Source organism: Maricaulis sp. (assembly GCF_017642925.1).
GTDB lineage: Bacteria > Pseudomonadota > Alphaproteobacteria > Caulobacterales > Maricaulaceae > Maricaulis.
The window spans coordinates 1-22431 of sequence record NZ_JAEPOL010000019.1 but is presented as its reverse complement, the minus strand read 5'-3'; the positions used below and the strand labels follow the sequence as shown (position 1 = coordinate 22431).

20 protein-coding genes and 1 tRNA gene are annotated in these 22431 nt (G+C 65.7%); 18 read left to right on the top strand and 3 right to left on the bottom strand.

What is annotated here, in order from left to right; translation table 11 throughout:
• The first annotated feature begins 26 nt into the window (after window positions 1–26).
• The 5 genes from hemN (at window position 27) to JJ918_RS14275 (ending at window position 7780) form a co-directional block, all read left to right on the top strand.
• A complete protein-coding gene (gene hemN / locus JJ918_RS14295; protein ID WP_291888660.1) occupies window positions 27–1364 on the top strand; it encodes an oxygen-independent coproporphyrinogen III oxidase in 1338 nt (445 codons plus the stop codon).
• A gap of 137 nt (window positions 1365–1501) precedes the next feature.
• Window positions 1502–3769: a nitric-oxide reductase large subunit gene (locus JJ918_RS14290; protein WP_291888658.1), complete on the top strand. Its 2268-nt coding sequence runs from the start codon at window positions 1502–1504 to the stop codon at window positions 3767–3769.
• A 205-nt stretch (window positions 3770–3974) separates the two neighbouring features.
• Complete coding sequence (locus JJ918_RS14285) at window positions 3975–5867, top strand: ribonucleoside triphosphate reductase (RefSeq protein ID WP_291888656.1); 1893 nt, start codon at window positions 3975–3977, stop codon at window positions 5865–5867.
• A 1-nt stretch (window position 5868) separates the two neighbouring features.
• Entirely contained in the window at window positions 5869–6567 is a 699-nt protein-coding gene (locus tag JJ918_RS14280; RefSeq protein WP_291888654.1) for an anaerobic ribonucleoside-triphosphate reductase activating protein, read from the top strand.
• 22 nt (window positions 6568–6589) lie between these two features.
• Window positions 6590–7780, top strand: coding sequence for an NnrS family protein (locus tag JJ918_RS14275; RefSeq protein ID WP_291888651.1), 1191 nt, complete (start codon window positions 6590–6592; stop codon window positions 7778–7780).
• An 82-nt stretch (window positions 7781–7862) separates the two neighbouring features.
• Here JJ918_RS14275 and JJ918_RS14270 read toward each other — a convergent pair whose 3' ends face one another.
• Both JJ918_RS14270 and JJ918_RS14265 read right to left on the bottom strand, forming a co-directional pair.
• Window positions 7863–10946, bottom strand: coding sequence for a TonB-dependent receptor (locus JJ918_RS14270; RefSeq protein ID WP_291888648.1), 3084 nt, complete (start codon window positions 10944–10946; stop codon window positions 7863–7865).
• Between the two features lie 354 nt (window positions 10947–11300).
• A tRNA-Ser gene (locus tag JJ918_RS14265) sits at window positions 11301–11390 on the bottom strand.
• Window positions 11391–11705: 315 nt separating this feature from the next.
• Here JJ918_RS14265 and JJ918_RS14260 point away from each other — a divergent pair.
• The 13 genes from JJ918_RS14260 (at window position 11706) to JJ918_RS14200 (ending at window position 22259) form a co-directional block, all read left to right on the top strand.
• Entirely contained in the window at window positions 11706–11987 is a 282-nt protein-coding gene (locus JJ918_RS14260; protein WP_291888645.1) for a hypothetical protein, read from the top strand.
• A gap of 216 nt (window positions 11988–12203) precedes the next feature.
• Window positions 12204–12884 (top strand): 50S ribosomal protein L21, encoded by a 681-nt coding sequence (locus tag JJ918_RS14255; RefSeq protein WP_291888642.1) that lies wholly within the window; start codon window positions 12204–12206, stop codon window positions 12882–12884.
• 20 nt (window positions 12885–12904) lie between these two features.
• Entirely contained in the window at window positions 12905–13174 is a 270-nt protein-coding gene (gene rpmA / locus JJ918_RS14250) for a 50S ribosomal protein L27 (protein ID WP_138510969.1), read from the top strand.
• 117 nt (window positions 13175–13291) lie between these two features.
• Complete coding sequence (locus tag JJ918_RS14245) at window positions 13292–13819, top strand: GNAT family N-acetyltransferase (RefSeq protein ID WP_291888637.1); 528 nt, start codon at window positions 13292–13294, stop codon at window positions 13817–13819.
• 89 nt (window positions 13820–13908) lie between these two features.
• A complete protein-coding gene (obgE, locus tag JJ918_RS14240) occupies window positions 13909–14955 on the top strand; it encodes a GTPase ObgE (RefSeq protein ID WP_291888635.1) in 1047 nt (348 codons plus the stop codon).
• The gene (gene proB / locus JJ918_RS14235) at window positions 14943–16070 is read left to right on the top strand and encodes a glutamate 5-kinase (protein WP_367277717.1); all 1128 of its coding nucleotides are present in this window, start codon (window positions 14943–14945) and stop codon (window positions 16068–16070) included. Before obgE ends, proB begins: the two co-directional genes overlap by 13 nt.
• Window positions 16067–16678, top strand: a complete 612-nt coding sequence (locus JJ918_RS14230) for a nicotinate-nucleotide adenylyltransferase (protein WP_291888630.1) — start codon at window positions 16067–16069, stop codon at window positions 16676–16678. The genes proB and JJ918_RS14230 overlap by 4 nt, the downstream gene beginning before the upstream one ends.
• A 67-nt stretch (window positions 16679–16745) precedes the next feature.
• Window positions 16746–17195 (top strand): ribosome silencing factor, encoded by a 450-nt coding sequence (gene rsfS, locus JJ918_RS14225; RefSeq protein WP_291888627.1) that lies wholly within the window; start codon window positions 16746–16748, stop codon window positions 17193–17195.
• Entirely contained in the window at window positions 17196–17666 is a 471-nt protein-coding gene (gene rlmH / locus JJ918_RS14220; RefSeq protein ID WP_291888624.1) for a 23S rRNA (pseudouridine(1915)-N(3))-methyltransferase RlmH, read from the top strand.
• A 30-nt stretch (window positions 17667–17696) separates the two neighbouring features.
• On the top strand, window positions 17697–18908 hold the full coding sequence (locus tag JJ918_RS14215; RefSeq protein ID WP_291888621.1) for a peptidoglycan DD-metalloendopeptidase family protein: 1212 nt from the start codon (window positions 17697–17699) through the stop codon (window positions 18906–18908).
• Between the two features lie 44 nt (window positions 18909–18952).
• The gene (locus JJ918_RS14210; RefSeq protein WP_291888619.1) at window positions 18953–20263 is read left to right on the top strand and encodes a S41 family peptidase; all 1311 of its coding nucleotides are present in this window, start codon (window positions 18953–18955) and stop codon (window positions 20261–20263) included.
• Window positions 20264–20415: 152 nt separating this feature from the next.
• Window positions 20416–21753: a divergent polysaccharide deacetylase family protein gene (locus JJ918_RS14205; protein ID WP_291888617.1), complete on the top strand. Its 1338-nt coding sequence runs from the start codon at window positions 20416–20418 to the stop codon at window positions 21751–21753.
• On the top strand, window positions 21753–22259 hold the full coding sequence (locus JJ918_RS14200) for an RNA pyrophosphohydrolase (protein ID WP_291888615.1): 507 nt from the start codon (window positions 21753–21755) through the stop codon (window positions 22257–22259). The genes JJ918_RS14205 and JJ918_RS14200 overlap by 1 nt, the downstream gene beginning before the upstream one ends.
• On the opposite strand, the gene JJ918_RS14195 is transcribed toward JJ918_RS14200, so the two are convergent.
• On the bottom strand, window positions 22208–22431 hold a 224-nt coding region (locus JJ918_RS14195; protein ID WP_291888613.1), incomplete at its 5' end, for a hypothetical protein. The two genes, JJ918_RS14200 and JJ918_RS14195, sit on opposite strands and share 52 nt — an antisense overlap.

The window sequence follows — 22431 nt, the reverse complement described above, 5'->3', positions numbered from 1 at the left end:
CGGCGCCAAACGGCTATCCAGCACGCATGAGAACCGACACGATCCTGAAATACGCCGGCGAGCGGATACCACGCTACACCAGCTATCCGACTGCGCCCCACTTCACGCCCGATATCGGTGCCGTCAGCTTTGCCCGCTGGCTGGGCGAGCTCGACCCGGCCATGCCGGTCTCGCTCTACCTGCACATCCCCTTCTGCCGGACCATGTGCTGGTATTGCGGTTGTCACACCAAGGCGACCCGGCGGCTGGCGCCGGTCGAGGCCTATGCCGAGGTTCTGCTCAAGGAGATCGACACGATCGCCAACCGAACCCCCGGGCGGCTGAAAGTCAGCCATATCCACTGGGGCGGGGGCAGTCCGACCTACCTGCCCGCGCCGTATTTTACCGCGCTGATGGACCGGCTGCGTCACCGTTTCGATGTGCTGGGCGATGCGGAAGTGGCGGTCGAGGTCGATCCCCGCATCTTCTCGCCGGAAATGGCCGCGGCCTTTGGCGAGACCGGCGTCAACCGGGCCAGCCTCGGTGTGCAGACCTTCGACGAAGAGGTGCAACGGGCGGTCAACCGGGTGCAGGACCGGGACTGCATCGAGGCCTGTGTGAACCTGCTGCGGACGGGCGGCGTTGAGGGGCTCAATTTCGACCTGCTCTACGGCCTGCCGTTTCAGACGGTCGAAAACTGTGTGGCCAGCGCTGAAACGGCGCTGGAGTTTGCGCCGGACCGATTCTCGGTCTTCGGTTACGCGCACGTGCCGCACATGAAACCGCACCAGAAGATGATCCGCGACGAGGCGCTGCCGGGCGCGGCCGAGCGTCTCGCCCAGGCCGACGCCATCGCCGAGACCCTGACGCGGGGCGGACATGTGCAGATCGGGCTGGACCATTTCGCCTATCGCACCGATCCGATGGCGATCGCGCTGGAGACCGGAAACCTGCACCGCAATTTCCAGGGCTACACCACTGATGCCGCCACGGCGATCATCGGCATGGGCGCCTCGGCGATCAGCTGGATGCCGCAGGGCTATACCCAGAACACAACGAACAATCACGAGTGGGAAAGACGCGTCGAGGCCGGCGATCTGCCTGTCGCCCGCGGCTACGCGCTGACAGCGGACGACCGGCTGCGCCGGGCCATCATCGAACGCCTGATGTGCCATCTCGATGTGGATGTCGATGCGATCGCGGCGGCAGCTGGTACCGCGTTCGACATGCCCGACCTGTCGGCGTTCGAACACGCCGGCATCCTCTCGCGCCAGGGCAACCGGCTGGCGATGAATCCCGACTACCGGCCGCTGGTGCGCAGCGTCGCAGCAGCGTTCGACGCCTATCTGCCGACGTCGACCGCGCGCCACGCCGTCGCCGTCTGACGGGAGATTCCCGCAAATTGCGCGAGCGCAAATCGCGCCCGGATCCTTTCGGCTATCGAGGTCGCATCATCGCTCCCGGAAGGCGGGAGCGCGGCCTTACGCTCAAGCCGAGGGAGAAAACCATGCAGGAGCGCTCCATGAGAAAGATGTGGGCGATCCTGGCGTTGATACTGATCGTGTCGTTCAGCTGGCTTGGCCTGCTGGGCAACGAGATCCACCGCCAGGCCCCGCCCGTCCCGTCCGCCGTTGTTACGCGGTCGGGTGAAACCGTATTTACCCGCGACGATATCCAGACCGGCCGTCAGGTCTACCAGTCCATGGGCGGCCAGCAGGTCGGCTCGATCTGGGGCCATGGCGGTTATCTCGCACCGGACTGGTCGGCCGACTGGCTGCACCGGGAATCCCTCGTGATCCTGGATGGCTGGGCCGAGGCCGAGTACGGCCGGGCCTATGGCGCACTGGCGGCAGAAGACCAGGCACGCCTGCAGACGCGCCTGCAAGCCGCGCAGCGCGAGAACACCTACGATCCCACGACCGGCCATATCACGATCAGCGACGACCGCGCCGCGGCCATCGCCATGGTGTCGCGTCACTATGTCGATCTGTTCGGCGATGCGCACGCCCTGGAAGGCCTGCGTGAAGACTATGCGATCGCGAACAATGCGATCCCGGATCCTGCGCGCCGGGAAGCCATGACGGCCTTCTTCTTCTGGGCGGCCTGGGCGACCACGACACAGCGTCCGGACGAAGAGGTCACCTACACGAATAACTGGCCGCACGAACCGCTGGTCGGCAATGCGCCGTCCGGCCCGAACATCATGTGGTCCATCGCGTCGGTGATCCTGCTGATCGCGGGCATCGCCGCGCTGGTCTGGTGGCATGCCGGCCGCAAGGAAGAAGAAGCACCGGTCCCGCCGAAGGAAGATCCCTTCACGGGTCTCAAGCCGACAGCCTCGATGAAGGCGACCCGGAAGTATTTCTGGACCGTCATCGCCCTCTTCCTGGCGCAGATATTCCTCGGTGCGGTTACCGCCCACTATGCGGTGGAAGGCCATGACTTCTACGGCATCCCGATCTCCGACATCATCCCCTACGCCGTCACCCGCACCTGGCACACCCAGCTGGCGATCTTCTGGATCGCGACCGCCTGGCTCGCCACCGGCCTCTATCTGGCGCCCGTTCTGGGCGGCAAGGAGCCGAAATTCCAGGCGCTGGGCGTCAACGTGCTCTACGTCGCCCTGCTGATCGTCGTGGTCGGCTCCATGGCCGGCGAATGGCTCGGCGTGCAGCAGGTCTTCGATCTGGACATGAATTTCTGGTTCGGACACCAGGGCTGGGAATATGTCGATCTGGGCCGCTTCTGGCAGCTGCTGCTGTTCGCGGGCCTCATGATCTGGCTGTCGCTTGTCGGCCGCGCCCTCTGGCCGGCCCTGAAACAGCCGGGCGAGGGCCGTCCGCTGACGGTGATCCTCTTCCTGTCGACCATCGCCATCGGCCTGTTCTATGGCGCCGGCCTGACCTGGGGCAAGCACACCCACCTGTCGATGATCGAGTACTGGCGCTGGTGGGTTGTCCACCTGTGGGTGGAAGGCTTCTTCGAGGTCTTCGCAACGGCCGCGATCGCGCTCCTGCTGGTCAAGCTGGGCCTCGTGCGCGCCCGCACCGCCAATCATGGCGTGCTGTTCGCAACGATCATCTTCCTGACCGGCGGCGTGCTGGGCACGCTCCACCACCTCTACTTCACCGGTGCGACCACTTCGGTCATCGCCGTGGGTGCCGTCTTCTCGGCGCTGGAAGTGGTGCCGCTGGCCCTGATCGGTCACGAGGCGCTGGAGAACTATCGCATGACGAAGGCGGCCAAGTGGGTCCAGAACTATAAATGGCCCCTCTACTTCTTCGTCGGCGTGTGCTTCTGGAACCTCGTAGGCGCAGGCCTGCTGGGCTTCCTGATCAATCCGCCGATCTCGCTGTACTATGTGCAGGGTCTCAACCTGACCGCCACGCACGGCCACGCCGCCCTGTTCGGCGTCTACGGCCTCCTGGGTATCGGCCTGATGCTGTTCTGCTTCCGCGGACTGTTCGCGAAGCAGGCCTGGTCGGACAAGATGCTCGCCTGGTCGTTCTGGCTCCTCAACGGGGGCCTGGCGATGATGGTCTTCATGAGCCTCTTCCCGGTCGGCGGGCTGCAGGCCTATGCCTCGATCACCGAAGGGCTCTGGTACGCCCGCTCGGCCGAGTTCCTGCAGCAGGAGATCATCCATTTCCTCGTCTGGATGCGGGTGCCCGGAGACATCGTCTTCAGCGCCGGCGCCTTCGTCCTGGCGGCCTTTGCGGCCCGCCTGGTCTGGGCCGGCTTCCGCGGCCAGCGCGAGGAACCCGCACCGGTGGCAACACCGGCGGAATAACACGCCAACCGGCTGCCGGGGCCTCCCCAGAAGCTCCGGCAGTTCCATCCGCCCCCGGCCTCCCTCTGGCCGGGGGCGTTTTTTTTGGGCAGCCCCCGGGTGCGACAGGGCGTCCCTGCGACCATCTGTCAGTTCGACGAAATACTACATATAGAGCTCAATTCCATCGCAAACACCAAATATTGATTCGCGAAGGGAGTTTCCGATGCTCGACTCAACCCCGACCCAGGACGGCGAACCGGCTGTCCGCGGCACCCAGATCGATGTGGCCCATGCCGTCGAGGAATATCTCGGCGGCGCCGACTGGCGCATCAAGGCCAATGCCAATCAGGGCTATTCCCTGGGCGGCATGATCCTCAACGTCTCCGGCAAGGTGATCGCCAATTACTGGCTCGACCAGGTCTATCCCGCCGCCATCGGCCGGGCGCACCGCGAGGCCGACATCCACGTCCACGATCTCGACATGCTGTCGGGCTATTGCTCCGGCTGGTCGCTGCGCACGCTGCTCAACGAAGGCCTCAACGGCGTCTCCGAAAAGGCCGAAGCCGGACCGCCCAAGCATTTCAGCGTCGCCCTCGGCCAGGCCGTGAACTTTCTCGGCGCCCTGCAGAACGAATGGGCCGGCGCCCAGGCCTTCTCCTCCTTCGACACCTATATGGCGCCCTTCGTGCGCGTCGACGGCCTGGACTATGACGCCGTGCGCCAGGGCCTGCAGGAATTCGTCCACTCGCTGAACGTGCCCTCGCGGTGGGGCACGCAGACCCCCTTCACCAATCTCACCTTCGACTGGGTCTGCCCGGAAGACCTGCGCGAGCAGACACCGCTGATCGGCGGCGAGGAAGCCGATTTCACTTATGGCGATCTGCAGGCCGAGATGGACCTGATCAACCGCGCCTTCATCGACGTGATGACGGCCGGCGACGCCAAGGGCCGCGTCTTCACCTTCCCCATCCCCACCTACAACATCACCGAGGACTTCCCCTGGGAAAGCGAGAATGCCCAGGCCCTGTTTGCGATGACGGCGAAATACGGCCTGCCCTACTTCCAGAACTTCATCAATTCCGACATGAAGCCGGGCCAGGTGCGCTCGATGTGCTGCCGCCTCCAGCTGGATCTGCGCGAGCTCCTCAAGCGCGGTAACGGCCTGTTCGGCTCGGCCGAGCAGACCGGATCGATCGGCGTGGTGACGGTGAATTGCGCCCGGCTGGGCCATCGTTTCCAAGGCGACTGGGACGGGTTGATTGCCGAACTCGACCGGTTGCTGGACCTGGGCCGCGACAGCCTGGAGATCAAGCGTGAATACGTGCAGGCGCTGATGGACAAGGGGCTCTTCCCCTACACCAAGCGCTATCTGGGCACGCTGCGCAATCACTTCTCGACGCTGGGCGTGAACGGGCTGAACGAGATGGTGCGCAATTTCACCGGCGACACGGACGACATCACGACCGAGAACGGCGCATCCATGGTGCTGGACCTGCTCGACCATGTCCGCGCGCGCATGCTGGAATTCCAGGACGCCACCGGTCACATGTACAATCTGGAAGCCACGCCGGCGGAAGGCACGACCTACCGCTTCGCCAAGGAAGACCGCAAACGCTTCCCCGGCATCCTGCAAGCGGGCACCGACGCCAATCCCTACTACACCAATTCCTCGCAGCTGCCGGTCGGTTTCACCGACGATCCGTTCGAGGCGCTTTCCCGCCAGGACGAGATGCAGACGAAGTATACCGGCGGCACCGTGCTCCATCTCTATATGAGCGAGCGGATTTCCTCGGCCGAGGCCTGCCGCCGCCTGGTGCAGCGCTCGCTGTCGAATTTCCGCCTGCCCTACATCACCATCACGCCAACCTTCTCGATCTGTCCGACCCACGGCTATCTGGCCGGCGAGCATCATCACTGCCCCAAATGCGATGCCGAGAAACAAGCCGCGCTGCCGGAGGGAAGCGTGCTCGCCGAGGAAGACCGGCAGCCCTGCGAGGTCTGGACCCGGGTGATGGGCTATCACCGGCCGGTCGCCGCCTTCAATCCGGGCAAGCGCGGCGAACACGAGGAGCGCACGCATTTCGAGGAGCGGCGGGCCCGCCTGACCGCCGCCTGACATGGCGAACCGACCGCTCCGCGTCGGGGGAGTCGAACCGTTCTCCACGGTCGACTTCCCCGGTCACCTCGCTGCCGTGGTCTTCTGCCAGGGCTGTCCGCTGGCCTGCGGCTATTGCCATAATCCGGATCTCATCCCGGCCACGGCCGAACGCATGCTGGATTTCGAGGCGGTGCTGTCGGCGATCGAGGCGCGGCACGGCTTTATCGACGGCGTTGTCTTCTCCGGCGGCGAACCCCTGGCACAGGCGGCGCTGGCGGACGCGGTCGACCGCGTTCGTGCAATGGGACTGGCCGTGGCGCTGCACACGGCCGGCACCGCGCCTGGCCTGCTGCAGGCCCTCCTGCCCCGGCTGGACTGGGTCGGCTTCGACGTGAAGGCCCCGTTCGCCGACTATGCCGGCGTCACCGGCGTCGCGCCGGCCGGAGCCAAGGCATTGCGGTCGCTGGAAATCCTCGCCGCCTCGGGCGTGCCCTATGAAGTCCGCACCACGGTCTGGCCGGAAAGGCTCGATGCCGCCGCCCTCAGATCCATCGCATTTGCGCTGGATCAAATCGGGGTGTCGCGCTTTGTGCTCCAAGAGTGCAGAACCCCGGACCGCGTGGCCTGGCCGGGAAAGACCGCGCTCGACGATACGGCCCTGATGGCCGAGCTGGGCGCCCAATTCCAAGATTTCGAGGTTCACCGTGCCCAGCATTGATAAATCCGCCCTCCGACGCGCCATGCCGCAGGATCCAATCAGTGCCCGCCGCGAGTATGCGGGCCCCGCTCTGTTCAGTTTCGGGTTCCGCCCCTTCTTCCTGTTCGGCGCGATCTGGGGCGCCCTCGCTGCCCCCCTGTGGATCTGGAGCTATCTGTCCGGCAACGCCGTGATCGGCGCGGCGCCGGCGCTGGCCTGGCATGTCCATGAAATGCTGTTCGGCTTCATTGGTGCCATCGTCGCCGGCTTCCTGCTGACCGCCGTGCCCAACTGGACCGGGCGGCTGCCCGTGCGGGGGCTGCCCCTGATCACATTGTTCGGCCTGTGGGCCGCCGGCCGGGCCGCCATGCTCGCCTATGATGCGCTGGGCCCGATTGCGGCCGTGATCGACAGTACTTTCCTGATCGTGCTCGCCGCGGTCCTGGCCCGCGAAGTCGTCACGGGGGGCAATACGCGCAATCTGCCGGTCTGCGTGCTGGCGACGCTTTTCGCTCTCGCGAATGCCGGCTTCCACCTGGCCCTGGCAACCGGTTCCGGCTGGCGCCCGGCCCAGGGCATCGCGATTGCCGTCATCACCCTTCTGATCGCGCTGATCGGTGGCCGGATCGTGCCGAGCTTTACCCGCAACTGGCTGGTACAGACCGGCCGCGGCGACAGCCTGCCCGCACCGATGGACCGGTTCGACGGGGCGACGCTCATCTTCGCCGGTCTCGGGCTCCTGGCCTGGATCCTGGCCCCGCAGGACTGGTTCTCCGGCGCCCTGCTGCTGGCTGCCGGCGCACTGCACACGCTCCGGCTGGCGCGCTGGAAGGGCTGGCGGACGGGGGCCGAGCCGCTCGTCCTCGTCCTCCATGCCGGCTACGCCTGGGTACCGGTCGCGCTTTTGCTGATGGGGCTGAGCGCCCTGCTGCCGGCGATCGTGCCGGCTTCCGCTGCGCTGCACGCGCTGACGGCCGGCGCCATGGGCACGATGACGCTCGCTGTGATGACCCGCGCCAGTCTTGGCCATACCGGCCGCGCGCGGACCGCCGACGGATGGACCAGCCTGATCTATCTTCTGGTTATCGCCGGTGCGGTTGTGCGCACGTTCGCACCGATCCTGCTCGGCACGCTCCAGTACCCGGCCCTGGGCATAGCCGCCGCCCTGTGGAGCGGCGCCTTCGCCCTGTTCGCGATCCGTTACGGCAGCATGCTTTGGACGCGAAGCCGGTAAGGTATCGCCCTGCAGATAATTCCTGCGACCGGTAGACAGGACGAGAGTGCCGTGCGTGACGGCACTCTCGTCGCCTGTCTGCCTAGAACACCTTGCGGATGTCGAAATAGACCTGGCGGCCACGGATGCTGTGATAGGCGGCATCATAACCATTGGTCTCGTCGGCAAGCGGCGGATCTTCATCGAAGATATTGTTGGCGCCGACGCGGATGCGAAGATTGTCGAGCGGACCCTGGCGGTCGAACTCGTACTCCACATAGGCGTTGGTCTGGGTCCAGGCTTCAACGATGAACGGATCGCCGTCCGGGTTGAGACCCGCGCCGGTATCGATGAACTCGCTCGTGTAGTCGGCACGGATACCCGCCCCGAGACCGTTCGGATGCGACCAGGTCAGGCTGGCACCGACCCGCCATTCCGGCTGGCCGTCCTGCATGATGATGTCGCCTTCCTGGGAGACGGTGATCTCGTCGGCAATCAGACCGCTGTCCACGGCGTCCCGGATCTGCTGGGCACCCGGCGACAGGGCAATGAAGTAGGTGTCGAGATAGGAGGCGTTGATCTTCACATTGAAGTCGCCGTACCGCGTATCCTCGAGATCGTAGTAGAGCGCATAATCGATACCCGCGACCTCGATCTCCTCATTGTTGTCGTAGGTATCCAGGATGAAGAGGATATCACCCGCCGGATCAAGCCCGGCCGCGGTGAAGTAGTCGATTTCATCCTGGTTGGGCGTGTCCCGCACGACATTGGGATTGGACGAGCCCTGCAGACGAAGCAGGTAGTCCAGGCTGATGTGGTTCTCGGCACCGAACACGCCGACCACGCCTTCACGCTCGATTTCCCAGCGGTCGACGGTGACCGTCAGGGAGTTCAGGAAGCTCATCGGGCCCGTGAACCCGCGCGGCTCCAGAACCACACCGAAGGTGATGTTGGTGTCGTCTTCCGGACCGATATCGTCCGCCACGGAGCGGCGCTCCGTCCGGCCGACCGAGTAACCGGTACAGTCGGCGTAGGTGGCAAAGGTGCCGTTGCGCACGCCGGCTTCGCAGAAATAGCTGTCTTCGCGGGCATTCGACCGGTCGACACCTTCATTGATGACGATCAGGTTCGGCGCGCGGAAGCCTTCGGAATACGCACCGCGGAACATCAGACCCTCGAACGGACGCCAGGCGGCCGCAACACGCGGCTTCACGCCGCTGCTGCCGAAGTCCGAATAGTCCTCGATACGGGCTGCGATCTGCACGTCGAACGTGTCGACGAGCGGGATGTTCATGTCCGGGCTGACGAGCGGGATGGACGCTTCCATAAAGGCGCCGAGCACGTCGCGCGAACCGCTGGAGTCCGGGGTCGGGCTGGTGCCGTAGATGTCGGTTTCGCTGACTTCGCCGGTCACCATGTCGGTGTAGGTGATCGTACCGTCGAGACGGTCATCCCGGTTCTCGTCATAGGCCTCATAGCGTGCCTCGACACCGGCCGCGATGCCGACCGCACCGCCCGGAAGCGAGAAGACGTCGCCATTGGACACCTTGAAGTCGATCAGGGCGAGCTCGGTCGTGCTTTCGCGAACGACGTCGACCAGGAAGGGCTCGATCAGATCGCGGGAGTTGGCCGTTGCATCACCGATCGACGGGTTGTTGGGATCGCCACCGTTGAAGATGTTGTAGACATTCGGCGTTTCGTTGAAGAGCGCCTGCTGGAACAGGGTCCGCGAAATCGAGTTGTTCGCCGTGTCTTCCGCATAGCCGCGGTTATAGAGCAGCGCGCTGTCCCAGTCCCAGCCATTGGAAAACTCGCCGCGGGCACCGCCAAGGGCACGCCACTGCGTGTTGACCACGACAATGTCCCGGAAGCCGACATCGACGAAGCGATAGCGGCCGCCATCGGTGAAGACGGGCAGGCCTTCGACCGGAACATTCGTGAGGCCGGGCAGACGGTTCGGGTTGATCGAGCCATCCGAGAAAGTGACCGGTCCGAACGGGTTGTAATAGTAATTCGCCGGCACGGAGATTTCGGTCGCCGCGATACCGTTGCGCGGCTCGTTGGTCGAACGGGTTTCCGCATAGTAGTAGCCGAACTCGGCATACAGGCGCACGCCATTGTCCAGATCGTGATTGAGGAAGGCGAAGCCGTTGAAGCGGTCGCGATCGGAAATGATCGAACGCTCATAGGCCCCGTCATACCGCAGATCGCGATCGAGACTGCCATCGTCGATACACAGGTTTGGCACCGACAGAGCGCCGGCCGTATCGGCGCGGCAACCGGCAAAGCTGGTCGGCTGGAAGTGGAAGACGCCCGCGGCCGAGGTCAGCGTTGTGCCGTTCTGGCGGACCCGGTTGCTGGTCGTCGTGTTGAGCGTCCACTGGCCCCAGGGAGACTGGGTCGCCCGGTTATCGAAGGACGTATCGCCCTCAAAACTCGTTCCCACGAGGAAGGGCCGCAGGTCTTCGCTGGCCGCCAGCGGAACTTCCGACGCAAAAAGCCCGTCGCGGCGCGAATATTCCGCCGAGATGGAGATATTGGTGCGGCCCTCATTGAAGTTATCGCCGGCCTTGACGGTCAGCGTCTGCTCGTCGAGGCCGTTGCCGGTCGCGAACAGATGGCGCGCCCGGACATAGAGCCCCTCATAATCATCGTCGAGAATGGTGTTGAACACACCGGCGACAGCATCGGTGCCGTAGATGGCCGAAGCGCCGTCGTTGAGCACTTCGACGCGCGAAATGCCGGCAACCGGCAAGGCGTTCACATTCGTCGTCGTGACCGGGGTCGACAGTTCGGCCTGGGTCGACGGGTGATTGACCACGCGACGGCCGTTCAGCAGCACCAGCGTACCGCTCGAACCGATCGAGCGCAGATTGATCGACGCGACGTCACCGCGCGCATTGTTATTGGTGGTGTTGTTGTCCGTACGGAACTGCACACTGCCCTGGGCCGGCAGGGCGCGGATCAGATCCTCGCCATCCACGCCGCCGATCGCGGCAATGTCCGCTTCGCCGATAATCGTCACCGGCAGTGCTTCGTTGATCCGGGCCCCCTGGATATTGGTGCCGGTTACGACGATCACATCCTCATCCTGCTGGGACGGCGTAGCGTCCTGAGCGAGCGCAGTGCCGCCGATTGCCAGCGCACCCAGCGCGATTCCTGACCTTAAGATTCCCCTGAACGACATTCCTTGCCTCCCGTTCTTTATACAAACGACGAGAGCAATCGTGCTGAACAGTGTCAACAAAAAAAGATACACGCGGTTCAAATTTCATACGACAACTGGAAACGCCATACGGACAATGGGTGCCGTTTGTTGTCTCAGGCGACGAGGATCACTGCCGCGACATCCGCGCGTCACGGCGCAGACGCCGGCGCAGCCGTCATTCTTTGAGAGCGGACCAGGGGCCGCAATGACGGCTCTCCGCCCGGCTCACGCAGATCTGCGCGCGGCGCCCATCAGGCGCAGCACGGCCCGCAGGAACCAGCCCGGGCTCAGCCCGGCACCATGTCACTCCAAACTGTGGGAAACAGGGAAAGCTGGCGGAGAGGGAGGGATTCGAACCCTCGGTACCCGTAAAGGCACAACGGTTTTCGAGACCGCCCCGTTCGACCACTCCGGCACCTCTCCGCGGGGATGCGGGGTTGTGACTGAGTGGTGGGATAAAATCAAGAGGAGAGAGCTGGCAAATGCCAGTGCCGCCGCAACGGCGGCTCGCCCCGGCAAAAAGGACGCTTTCCGATCGGAATGCTGGCCCGTCTGAGCCTCGCATACCTCACAGACGTGTCCAGCGGCGTGCTCCACCACGTTGCAATCTAGGCGGTTGTCAGGTTACAGTTTTCGTGGCCGGATTTGTTCGGCTGACGATGGTATTGGGGGATCAGAGCAGGTTTCAGACCCGGTTCTCCCGAGATGGAAGGGATACTGACAATGAAACATGCATGGATGACCGGTACCGTTAGCCTGGCCGGACTGGTTCTTCTCAGCGCCTGCGCGACGACCTCCGACGACAATGTCGCTGTGGCCGATCAGGGCGTTACCGAAGAAGGCACCGAATATACCTGCCGCCGCATCCAGGTGACAGGCACTCGCCGCTTCGAGCGCGTTTGCACAAGCGACGCCCAGTGGGACGATCAGGCACGCCGCACGCAGGAAGGCGTCGACCACATCGGCGCCGCGGACCGCAGCCCAGTGCGCCCCTCCGACTTCGGCGGCCCCGGCCGCTAACCTTCCGGCCCGGATCGCTCGGCGACCGTGCGGTCGTCATGGGCGCGATTGACTCTCGCCCTCGCATGCGTATAACGCCCGCTCCTGCTCGTACGGACCCGTCTGTGCGGGCCCATAAACAGTGAACAACGCTCCGGGCATACGGAGTGAAGAAAAAGGACCCGCCGGACCCGCCAGACAAGGGCCGGACGTGTCGCAGAAAAGGATCGAGAGATCATGTTTGCAGTGATCAAGACCGGCGGTAAGCAGTACCGCGTTGCCGCCGGAGACGAAATTCGCATCGAGAAGATCGACGGCGCTGCCGGCGACACGATGGCGCTGGGCGATGTGCTGATGCTCGGCTCGGACAAGGGTGTCACGGTCGGTGCGCCGCTCGTCGACGGTGCCCAGGTGATCGGCGAGCTGCTGGACACCAACCGCGCCCGCAAGGTTCTCGTCTTCAAGAAGCGCCGCCGCCAGAACTACCGCCGCACCAAGGGCCACCGTCAGTGGGGCTCCCTCGTGCGCATCGCGGAAATCGTGGCACCGGGCGAAACCGCCAAGACGAAGCTGAAGTCGACCACGGCTGCGCCGAAGACGGCCGACAAGGCCGAAGCCGCTCCGAAGGCCAAGGCTGCCCCTAAGAAAGCTGCGGCCCCGAAGGCTGAAGCCAAGACCGAGGCGCCCAAGGCGGCTCCGAAGAAGGCGGCTGCCAAGGCCGGCAATGACGACCTGACCCAGCTGGACGGTGTCGGCCCGGCTTTCGCCAAGAAGCTCAACGAAGCCGGCGTGACGTCCTTCGCCCAGATCGCGGCGTGGACCGAAGCCGACCTGGACAGCCTGAACGAGACCGTTTCCGGTCTGAAGGCCAAGGCTGAAGCTAACAACTGGATCGAAGCGGCCAAGTCGCTCGCGTAACGTTATAGGAGGGCTATTCCATGGCTCACAAAAAGGCAGGCGGCTCGTCCCGTAACGGTCGCGACTCAGAAGGCCGGCGCCTTGGCGTCAAGAAGTTCGGTGGCCAGACGGTCATTCCGGGCAACATCATCGTGCGCCAGCGCGGCACCAAGGTGAATCCGGGTGCCAATGTCGGCATGGGCAAGGACCACACCCTTTTCGCCCTTACCGAAGGCCGCGTGAAGTTCGCCAAGAAATCCGGCGGCAAGGCTTTCGTATCGGTTGAACCGATTGCCGACGCAGCCGAGTAAGGCGGTCCGGGACATAGCCGGGCCGACCGCGTAAAGCGGGGTCCGGAAGCGCCAGACGCGCGAAAAGGGGAGACGGGCCACCGCCTCCCCCTTTTCTTTCCCCCGGAGACGCCGGCCATGGGACCCCGGATCGAAACGGCCAGATGTCTGCTCAGATTGCCCGAGCTGGACGACGCCCCCGCCATATCTCGCTATTGCGGTGAATATGATGTGGCCAAGAACACCGCCCGCATTCCCCACCCCTACCCCTCGCTGGGCGCGGAGATGTGGGTGCTGATCACCCGCGCGGCCTGGACGCCGCAGGGCAATCAGTCGCTCACGGTCGAGCACGAAGGCGCCGTCATCGGCGGCGGCGGCGTGTTCCGGCGTACGCCGAACGCCGACTGGGAGATCGGTTACTGGATCGGCCGACCCTGGTGGGGTCAAGGATTTGCCACCGAGATCGGTCAGGCCCTGGTCGAGCTGGGCACGCAGACGCTGGGCGCATCCCGCCTCATTGCCGGCCACTACGACGACAACCCGGCTTCGGGCCGCGTGCTGGAAAAACTGGGCTTTGGCTATACGGGCAAGGCGGAGCACCTGTTCGCCATGGCCCGCATGGCCAGGGCGACCAGTCTGAACATGGTGCGCGAGGCGGCGGTCTAGCGGTTGCCGCACAAAGCCACTGATCTTCGCCGGGTTTTCCTATATGGACATCCGGTTCAAACTGACGCTGCAGCCAAGAAGCCTTCATCATGAAATTCCTCGACCAGGCCAAAGTCTATGTCCGCTCCGGAAACGGGGGCGCGGGATGCGTGTCCTTCCGGCGCGAGGCCTATGTGGAATATGGCGGTCCCGATGGCGGCGATGGCGGCAAGGGCGGCGATGTATGGGTGGAGGCCGTGGACGGGCTGAACACGCTCATCGACTACCGCTACAAGCAGCACTTCAAGGCCGATACCGGCCAGCACGGCATGGGCAAGAACCGCACCGGTGCCGGTGGCGAGGACGTGGTGCTGCAGGTGCCGGCGGGCACGCAGATCCTGGATGAGGACAAGGAAGAGATTCTCGCCGACCTCACCGAGGTGGGTCAGCGCGTTCTGCTGGCGCGCGGCGGCGATGGCGGCAAGGGCAATACCCGCTACAAATCCTCGACCAACCAGGCACCGCGCAAGTCGACCCCGGGCTTTCCCGGCGAGGAACGCTGGGTGTGGCTGCGGCTGAAGCTGATCGCCGATGTCGGCCTGGTCGGCCTGCCCAATGCCGGCAAGTCGACCTTCCTGTCGGTCGTCTCCCGCGCCCATCCCAAGATTGCGGCCTATCCCTTCACCACGCTCTACCCGCATCTGGGCGTGGTCGATCTGGGTCCGGGCTCGCGCTTTATCGTCGCCGACATTCCCGGCCTGATCGAGGGCGCCCATGAAGGCGCCGGTATCGGCGACCGTTTCCTGGGTCATATCGAGCGCTGCGCCTCGCTGATCCATCTGGTCGACGGCACCCAGGAGGATGTCGCGGCGGCCTATAATACGGTCCGTGGCGAGCTGGAGGCCTACGGCGCCGGGCTGGACACGAAGACCGAAATCCTCGCGCTCAACAAGATCGACGCGATGAGCGAGGAGGATATCGCGGAGAAGGTCGCCGCGCTCGAAGAGGCCAGCGGACGACCAGTGATGCGGATATCCGGCGTTGCCGGAACCGGCATCAAGGAAATTTGCGGCAAGGCCTGGGATGTCGTCCTGGAAAACCGCCGCATCGAGGCCGCCCGCGAAGCGCAAGCCGGCGAGGACGGCTGGACGCCGTGACACGGCCCGCGTTCGACGCTGCCGGCACGCTGGTCGTCAAGGTCGGCTCGTCGTTGCTGCAGGGCGGCCCCGCCGTCCTGACCGCGATCGCGGACGACATCGCCCAATTGCATGCCCGGGGATGCCGCGTGGTGATCGTGTCCTCCGGCGCGGTCGCGCTGGGCCGGTCCCGCCTCGGCCTCACCCAGCCCGTCCTGTCTCTGGAGCAGAAGCAGGCCGCCGCGGCCGCCGGGCAACCGCGCCTGCTGGCTGCCTGGGACACGGCGCTCGAACCCCACGGGCTGACCGCCGCCCAGGCCCTGATGACGCTGGACGTCACCGAGAACCGGCGCTCCTGGCTCAACGCCCGGGCAACGCTGAACACGCTGGTCGAGCTGAACGCGGTGCCGGTGGTCAACGAGAATGACACGATCGCGACCGACGAGATCCGCTATGGCGATAATGACCGTCTGGCCGCCCGTGTAGCCCAGCTGATCGGCGCGGACCTTCTGGTCCTCCTCTCCGATATCGACGGTCTGTACGAGGCCGATCCGCGCAAGCACCCCGAAGCCGCCTGCCTGCACGATATCCCCATGATCGACGACCGCATCCGCGCGATGGCCGGCGAGGCGAATGCCCAGGCCGCGGTGGGGACGGGCGGTATGCGCACGAAAATCCTCGCCGCCGAGCTGGCCGGACGCTCGGGCTGCGCCACCGCCATCGCGCTGGGCACGGCGCCGCATCCGCTGGTCAGCCTGCGCGACGCCACCCATGGCAGCTGGTTCCACCCGGCCCGGACGGCATCGAGTGCCCGCGAAAGCTGGATCGCCGGGGCGGAAAGCCCGACCGGCGAAATCCATGTCGATGCCGGTGCCGCAGCCGCGCTCCGGGCGGGCAAGTCGCTCTTGCCGGTCGGCGTCGTATCGGTCGGCGGACGGTTCGAGCGTGGCGAGACCGTGCGCATTCTCGGTCCTGAAGGCTTGCTGGTCGGCCGTGGTGTATGTGCCTACAGCGCCGCCGATGCGCGGCTGATTGCCGGCTGTCGCACCGAGGAGATCGAGACCCGGCTGGGCTATCGCCGGGCGGCCGCGCTCATTCACGTCGACGATCTGGTGCTCGAGCGGGGGACGCCATGACCTCTGCGCCGCTGAAGTCCGAACTCCTGGCCCCGGGCATGCGGGTCGGCCTGTTCGGCGGCACGTTCGACCCGCCCCATGCCGGGCATCTACATGTGGCGCGCACGGCCATGCGCCGCCTCAACCTGCATCGTGTCTGGTGGCTGGTCTCGCCGCAGAATCCGCTGAAGCGGCGCCAGGCCGGCGATCTCGCCCGCCGGATGGATGCCGTTGCCGAGCTGGCCAACGAACCACGCATGGTGGTCAGCGATATCGAGGCGCGGCTGGGGATCAACCGCACCGTCGACCTGATGCGCGCGCTGAAACGCCGGTATCCGGATGTGCGCTTCGTCTGGATCATGGGCGCCGACAATCTGTCCAGCATCCACCGCTGGGGTCATTGGCGCGAGATTTTCGCGAGCTATCCGATCGCCGTCGTGTCCCGTCCGACCGATGCGGTGCGTGCCCGCCTGTCACCGGCCGTGCAGATCCACGCCCGCGACCGGCTCAATGAGGACCAGGCCCGCCATCTTGCCGATTGCGCGGCGCCGGCCTGGACCTATCTGACCGAGCCCTATCATCCCCACTCCTCCACCGCGCTGCGGCACCGGAGCAAGCGGAAGGCCTGATTCAGCACGGATTGGCGTCTCGAATGTGGTGGCAAAGCGTGCTATATAATGACCCTGTTTATTTTGGATGTCAGAGAGGACACCAGCCCTGTCTACGGAATTATCGCGCCGTAAAGAGCAAGAAACGGCCGCTGCAGTTCGCGTCACCGGCGACGATGCGCATGTCGAGGAACTCGAGACGCTCATTCTCGACTCGCTGGAAGACGACAAGGCCGAAGAGGTCGTGGCTATCGACCTGCGTGGCAAATCTTCCGTCACCGATATCATGATTGTCGCCTCCGGGCGGTCGGCGCGCCATGTCAACGCGCTGGCCGATCACCTCGTGCGCAAGCTCAAGGAGCACGGTCAGGGCAAGGCCCGGGTCGAGGGTCTGCAGACCTGCGACTGGGTGCTGATCGATGCCGGCGACGTCATTGTCCACCTGTTCCGGCCGGAAGTGCGCAGCTTCTACAATCTGGAAAAGATGTGGTCCGTCGAACCCGACGCCACCGCATCGCCGGAAGCCACGGCCCAGTAGGTGAAACTCACGATCGCAGCGCTCGGCCGCATGAAGGCCGGGCCCGAACGCGAACTCGTCGATACCTATATCGAGCGGGCGAGCGCGACCGGGCGGGCGATCGGCCTGGGTCCTGCTGGCGAACAGGAAATCGACAACCGGTCCCTGACCTCGGCGGGCGACGAAAGCCGTGCGCTCGCCGCGGCCCTGCCCGCCGGCTGCAAGCTGGTGCTGATGGACGAGCGCGGCAAGGCCATGACCTCCCGCGATTTTGCCCGCACGCTGGCCCGCTGGCGCGATGAAGGCGTGCGCGAAGCCGTGTTCTGCATCGGCGGTGCAGACGGTCATGACCGCACACAATTGCCGCAACCCGATCTGATGCTCGCTTTCGGACCTGCCGTCTGGCCGCACAAGCTGGTCCGTGTGATGCTGGCCGAACAGATCTACCGGGCCGTCTCGATCCTGGCCGGGACGCCCTATCACCGCGACTGAACCGATGACCCCTGACCCGCGTCCGGCATCATGCTGAGCTTCATTGCTGCCCTTGCCCTGATGCAGACCCAGACCGGCGATGTCCCGCCGGATCCGGAAGAAGCTGCACGTCTGGAAGAAGAGGAGCGCGAAGCTGCCGCCCGTGCGGAAGCCATGCAGCAACAGGCCGAGGAACTGGCCACCGAAGTCGCGCTGATGCAGCGCCAGCTGGTCGAGCTGGGCCAGCGCGTCGGGGCCAGCGAGCAGGCCGCGCTGGAAGCCCAGGCGTCGCTCGACGATCTACAGGCCCGCGAGACCGATCTTCTGGCCCGCCTCGGCGAGAACCGGGACGCCCTGATCGGCCTGCTGGCGGCGATCCAGCGCATCGAGAGCCAGACCCCGCCGGCCGTGCTGGCGGCCCCCGACGATGCGGCGGATGCTGCCCGCGCAGCGGCGCTGATGGCGGAGGTGGCGCCCGCCCTGCAGGACCGGGCTGCGGCGCTGTCGGTCCAGCTGGAGGAATTGCGCGCCCTCCGAGAGGACATTGAAAGCGAGCAGACCGCGCTTGCCCTGACCGAGGATACGCTGGCCGACCAGCGTCTGGAACTGCAGGCCCTGATTGCCGAACGCCGCGCGCTGGAAGCCCGGCGCCGCAATGAAGCGGTGGCGCTGCTGGAAGCCTCGAGCTCGGCCGGCGAGCGCGCCCGCTCGATCCGCAGCCTGATCGGCGAGCTGTCGCGCATGGCGGAGGTGGTTCCCACGGTCAGCCCGCGCCGGCGCGAGATCGAGGACGCCGTTCCCGAACCGCGCATCCGGCCACCGCGTGAACTGGTCTCGGCCCGGGTTCCCGTGACGCCGCTGGAAACCCTGCGCTTTGCCGATGCGCGGGGCCGGTTGCGCCCGCCCGCCGCCGGCGAGATCGAACGCGGCTTCGGCCAGGTGAGCGACGATGGCACAGCGTCTGAAGGAATTTTCATTCGGACCCGGCCGCGGGCGCAGGTAATCTCGCCCTTCGACGCCCGTGTGGAGTTCGCGGGACCGTTCAACACATACGGCGGTCTCTTGATACTCAATGTCGGCGATGACTACTATATCGTACTGGCTGGCATGGCGGTGACCTATGCCAGCGTGGGTCAGAGTGTCCTGGCGGGCGAACCCGTCGGCGCAATGCCCGACCAGTCCCAACCGGCACCGGATTTGTATCTGGAGCTGCGACGTGACGGAGTGGCGATCGACCCGGCCCCGTGGCTGCGGAGCCGGTGACCTCGCCAGCACAGGACTATCGCGCTCAAAGGACGCGAGCTCGCATGCGTATCAATGTCTTCGCTTCGATGGTTGCCTTCGCTGTAGGCGCGGTGGCCATCGCGGTCTCGGCCGAGGGCAGCCAGGACAATCGTGCGGAAACCTTCCGCCAGCTGGAACTCTTCGGCGATGTGCTCAGCCGGGTGGAGTCGGACTATGTCTCGGACACCGATCAGGCCCAGCTGATCGAGGCCGCCATCGAAGGCATGCTGACATCGCTCGATCCGCACTCGACCTATCACAATCCCGACAGCTACGAAGACCTGCGCGTCTCGACCCGCGGTGAATATGGCGGTCTGGGCATGGAAGTGACGCGCCGCGACGATTTCATCACCATCGTCTCGCCGATCTCCGACACGCCGGCCGAACGCGCCGGGCTGCGCACCAATGACAAGATCATCGCCGTCGATGGCGAGAGCATTGTCGGCATCTCGGTCGACGATGCGGTCGCCCTGATGCGCGGCGCTGTCGGCGAGCCGGTCACCATCACCGTCGCCCGCGAGGACGAAGACCCGTTCGACGTCACCCTGGTGCGCGACACCATCCCGCTGCGCACCGTCGCGACCCGCCTGGAAGAGGGCGTGCCCTATATGCGCATCGCCGGCTTCAACGAGCGCACCACAGAAATGGTGCAGGAGGGCATCTCCGAGCTCGAGGACGAATATGGCGCACCGCTGCCGGGCCTGATCCTGGACATGCGCTACAATCCGGGCGGCCTGCTGGACCAAGCGATCGGCGTGACCGACGTCTTCCTGGACGGCGGCGAAGTGGTCTCCACCCGCACCCGCGATCCGCGCGACACCCAGCGCTATAATGCCCGCCCGGGCGACCGGCTGAACGGCGCACCGATCGTGGTGCTGATCAATGAAGGTTCGGCCAGTGCGGCGGAAATCGTCGCCGGCGCCCTGCAGGACCGCGAACGCGCCGAACTCGTCGGCATGACCAGTTTCGGCAAAGGGTCCGTGCAAACCATCATCCCGCTGCGCGGCGGCCGTGACGGTGCGCTGCGGCTCACCACGGGCCGCTATTACACGCCGGCGGGACGCTCGATCCAGGCCACCGGCATCATTCCGGACACCCAGATTTCCGCCTGGGCGCTGGAAGAGGATGAAGAGCACGAAGTGCCGGAAATCGCCTCCGAGGCCGACCTGCCGGGCGCGCTGGAAAACGAGAATGGCGATCACCGGGCCGAGACCGATATCGCCTCCGTCGAACAGCCGCCGGCCGAATGGTCGGAAGACGAGGACTATCAGCTCCACCGGGCGCTGGAGATCCTGCGCGGCACAATGGAAAGCCAGCAGGCCTCGCTGCAATAGCGGCTCAGCCGCCTGCCATGGCAAAATTGTTGGCGGCGCCTTCGGGAAGGGGGCGCCGTTAACCGTTTTTTACGGCCGAATCGATCACATAGGCAGCGAATGCGTCCGTGCCTTGCCGGACCCTTGTGAATTTGCCTGACAGGCCCTTTGCCATGACGACCGCCGTTCTTCGCCACGCCCAGCCGCTGCTGACCATCCGCGCGCCCGTGATCGCGGGACTGGCGACGGCCGGTCTGTTCTCGCTGGTCATTGCCGGTGTCGCCCTGTTCGGCGAGGCCAATACGGCACCGCCGGCCGCCCGTGGCGGGTTCGAGCCGGTCACCCTGCCGCAGCAGACGGCCGAGGCCGGTCATGACGGCCTGCGCAGCGATCATGGCGCCGACGAGCGGCCGATCCGCTTCCTGGAACCGGAAGACCACGCCGATGCAAGCCTCGCGGGCGTGCGGGACGGTTTCGATGGATCGCCGAACGCCGTTTCGGCCTCCGGCCACGCCGCGCCGTCCGCGCAGGCCGGATCCGATCCGGCCGATGCCGAGGCCCGTCACGCTGCGTCGTCCGGCCAGGCCAATCCGGATGCCCTGCGCGCCGCGCCGATTGCCGGACTGACCGAGCCGGGCCCGGGCGGCCTGCTGCCCGTGATCGGTCCCGACGGCACGCGCCCCTCGCGCGCCTATGCCCGCCCCTTCCACGGCGACCCGGCCGCTCCGACCATCGCCATCGTCGTCGGCGGCATGGGACTGAACCGCGCCGTCACCCAGGCCGCGATCGACGAGCTGCCGCCCGAGGTCGCGCTCAGCTTCGCGCCCTATACAGAGAACCTCCAGGCCTGGATCGACCGGGCCCGCGCCGCCGGTCATGAAGTGTTGATCGAGGCGCCGATGGAGCCGTTCGACTATCCCAACAACGATCCCGGTCCGCACACCCTGCTGGCCGACGGAGCCGCCGAGGAAAATGGCCGCCGCCTCGCCTGGCTGCTCAGCCGCACGACCGGCTATTTCGGCGTGACGAACTATCTCGGCGCCCGCTTCTCGGCCTCCCAGGACGCCCTGCGCCAGGTCTTCGGCACGCTGGAACAGCGCGGCGTCGCCTTCCTGCATGACGGCGCCGGACGCCGCTCGACGATCGAGGCCGCCGCCAATGCGACCGATATCGAGTACGCCATCGCCGACCGTATTCTCGACGAGGATCCCAGCCCGGCCTCGATCGATGAACGCCTGCTCGCGCTCGAAGCCCTGGCGATCCAGAACGGCGCCGCCCTGGGCACCGGTTTCGCCTATCCGGCCACCGTCGAGCAGTTGCGCGACTGGGCAGCCAATCTGGACATGCGCGGCTACCAGCTCGCTCCGCCGTCTGCCGTGATGGCGCGGCGGCGCCTGGAAGCCCGGCTCGCCGCCGAGTCGCAGCCCGAAACCCCGCCGCCATCGGCCGCGCCGCGCCGTACGGCAAGCGCCGAGGATCACGCCCCCGCTGCCTCCAGCGGGCATCACTGATGACCGGCGCGGACGATATCTGGCCCCATCACCGCGCCAATGTCGGCATCGCCCTCTTCAATACCGCCGGCCAGGTCTGGCTGGGCCGCCGCGAAGGCACGCCGCCGCCCTGGAACTGGCAATTGCCGCAAGGCGGGATCGATCCCGGCGAAGCGCCCGAAACTGCCGCCCTGCGCGAGCTGGAGGAAGAGACCGGCATTCCCGCCGCCAGCGTTTCCATCATCGGCGAGATTCCCGGCTGGCTGGCCTATGACTATCCGCCCGACGTGCGCGAGGATCCGAAGTTCCACAAGAAACGCCATCTCGGCCAGAAACAGCGCTGGTTCGCCCTGCGTTTTGCCGGTCCGGACGCCGATATCGACCTGGAACAGCATGGCGAGGTCGAGTTCGACGCCTGGCGCTGGGGCAATCTCAACGAAATCCCCGACCTGATCATCCCCTGGAAACGCGACGTCTACGAACAGGTCGCCACCGCCTTCGCAAAGTTCGCCGTGCCGTCGCGCTGACGCACGCCGCACTTTCTCTTTTCCTCTCCCCCTCCACTTCCCCCGGCCTCCGCGCCGGGGCCCGGCTGAGCCTGCATCTGAAACGCCGCCAGACCCCGGAATAAATCCGGGGGAAGCATCAGCGCATCTTTTTCTTCCCACTCCCATTTTTCCCGGATGCAAGCCTGCGCAG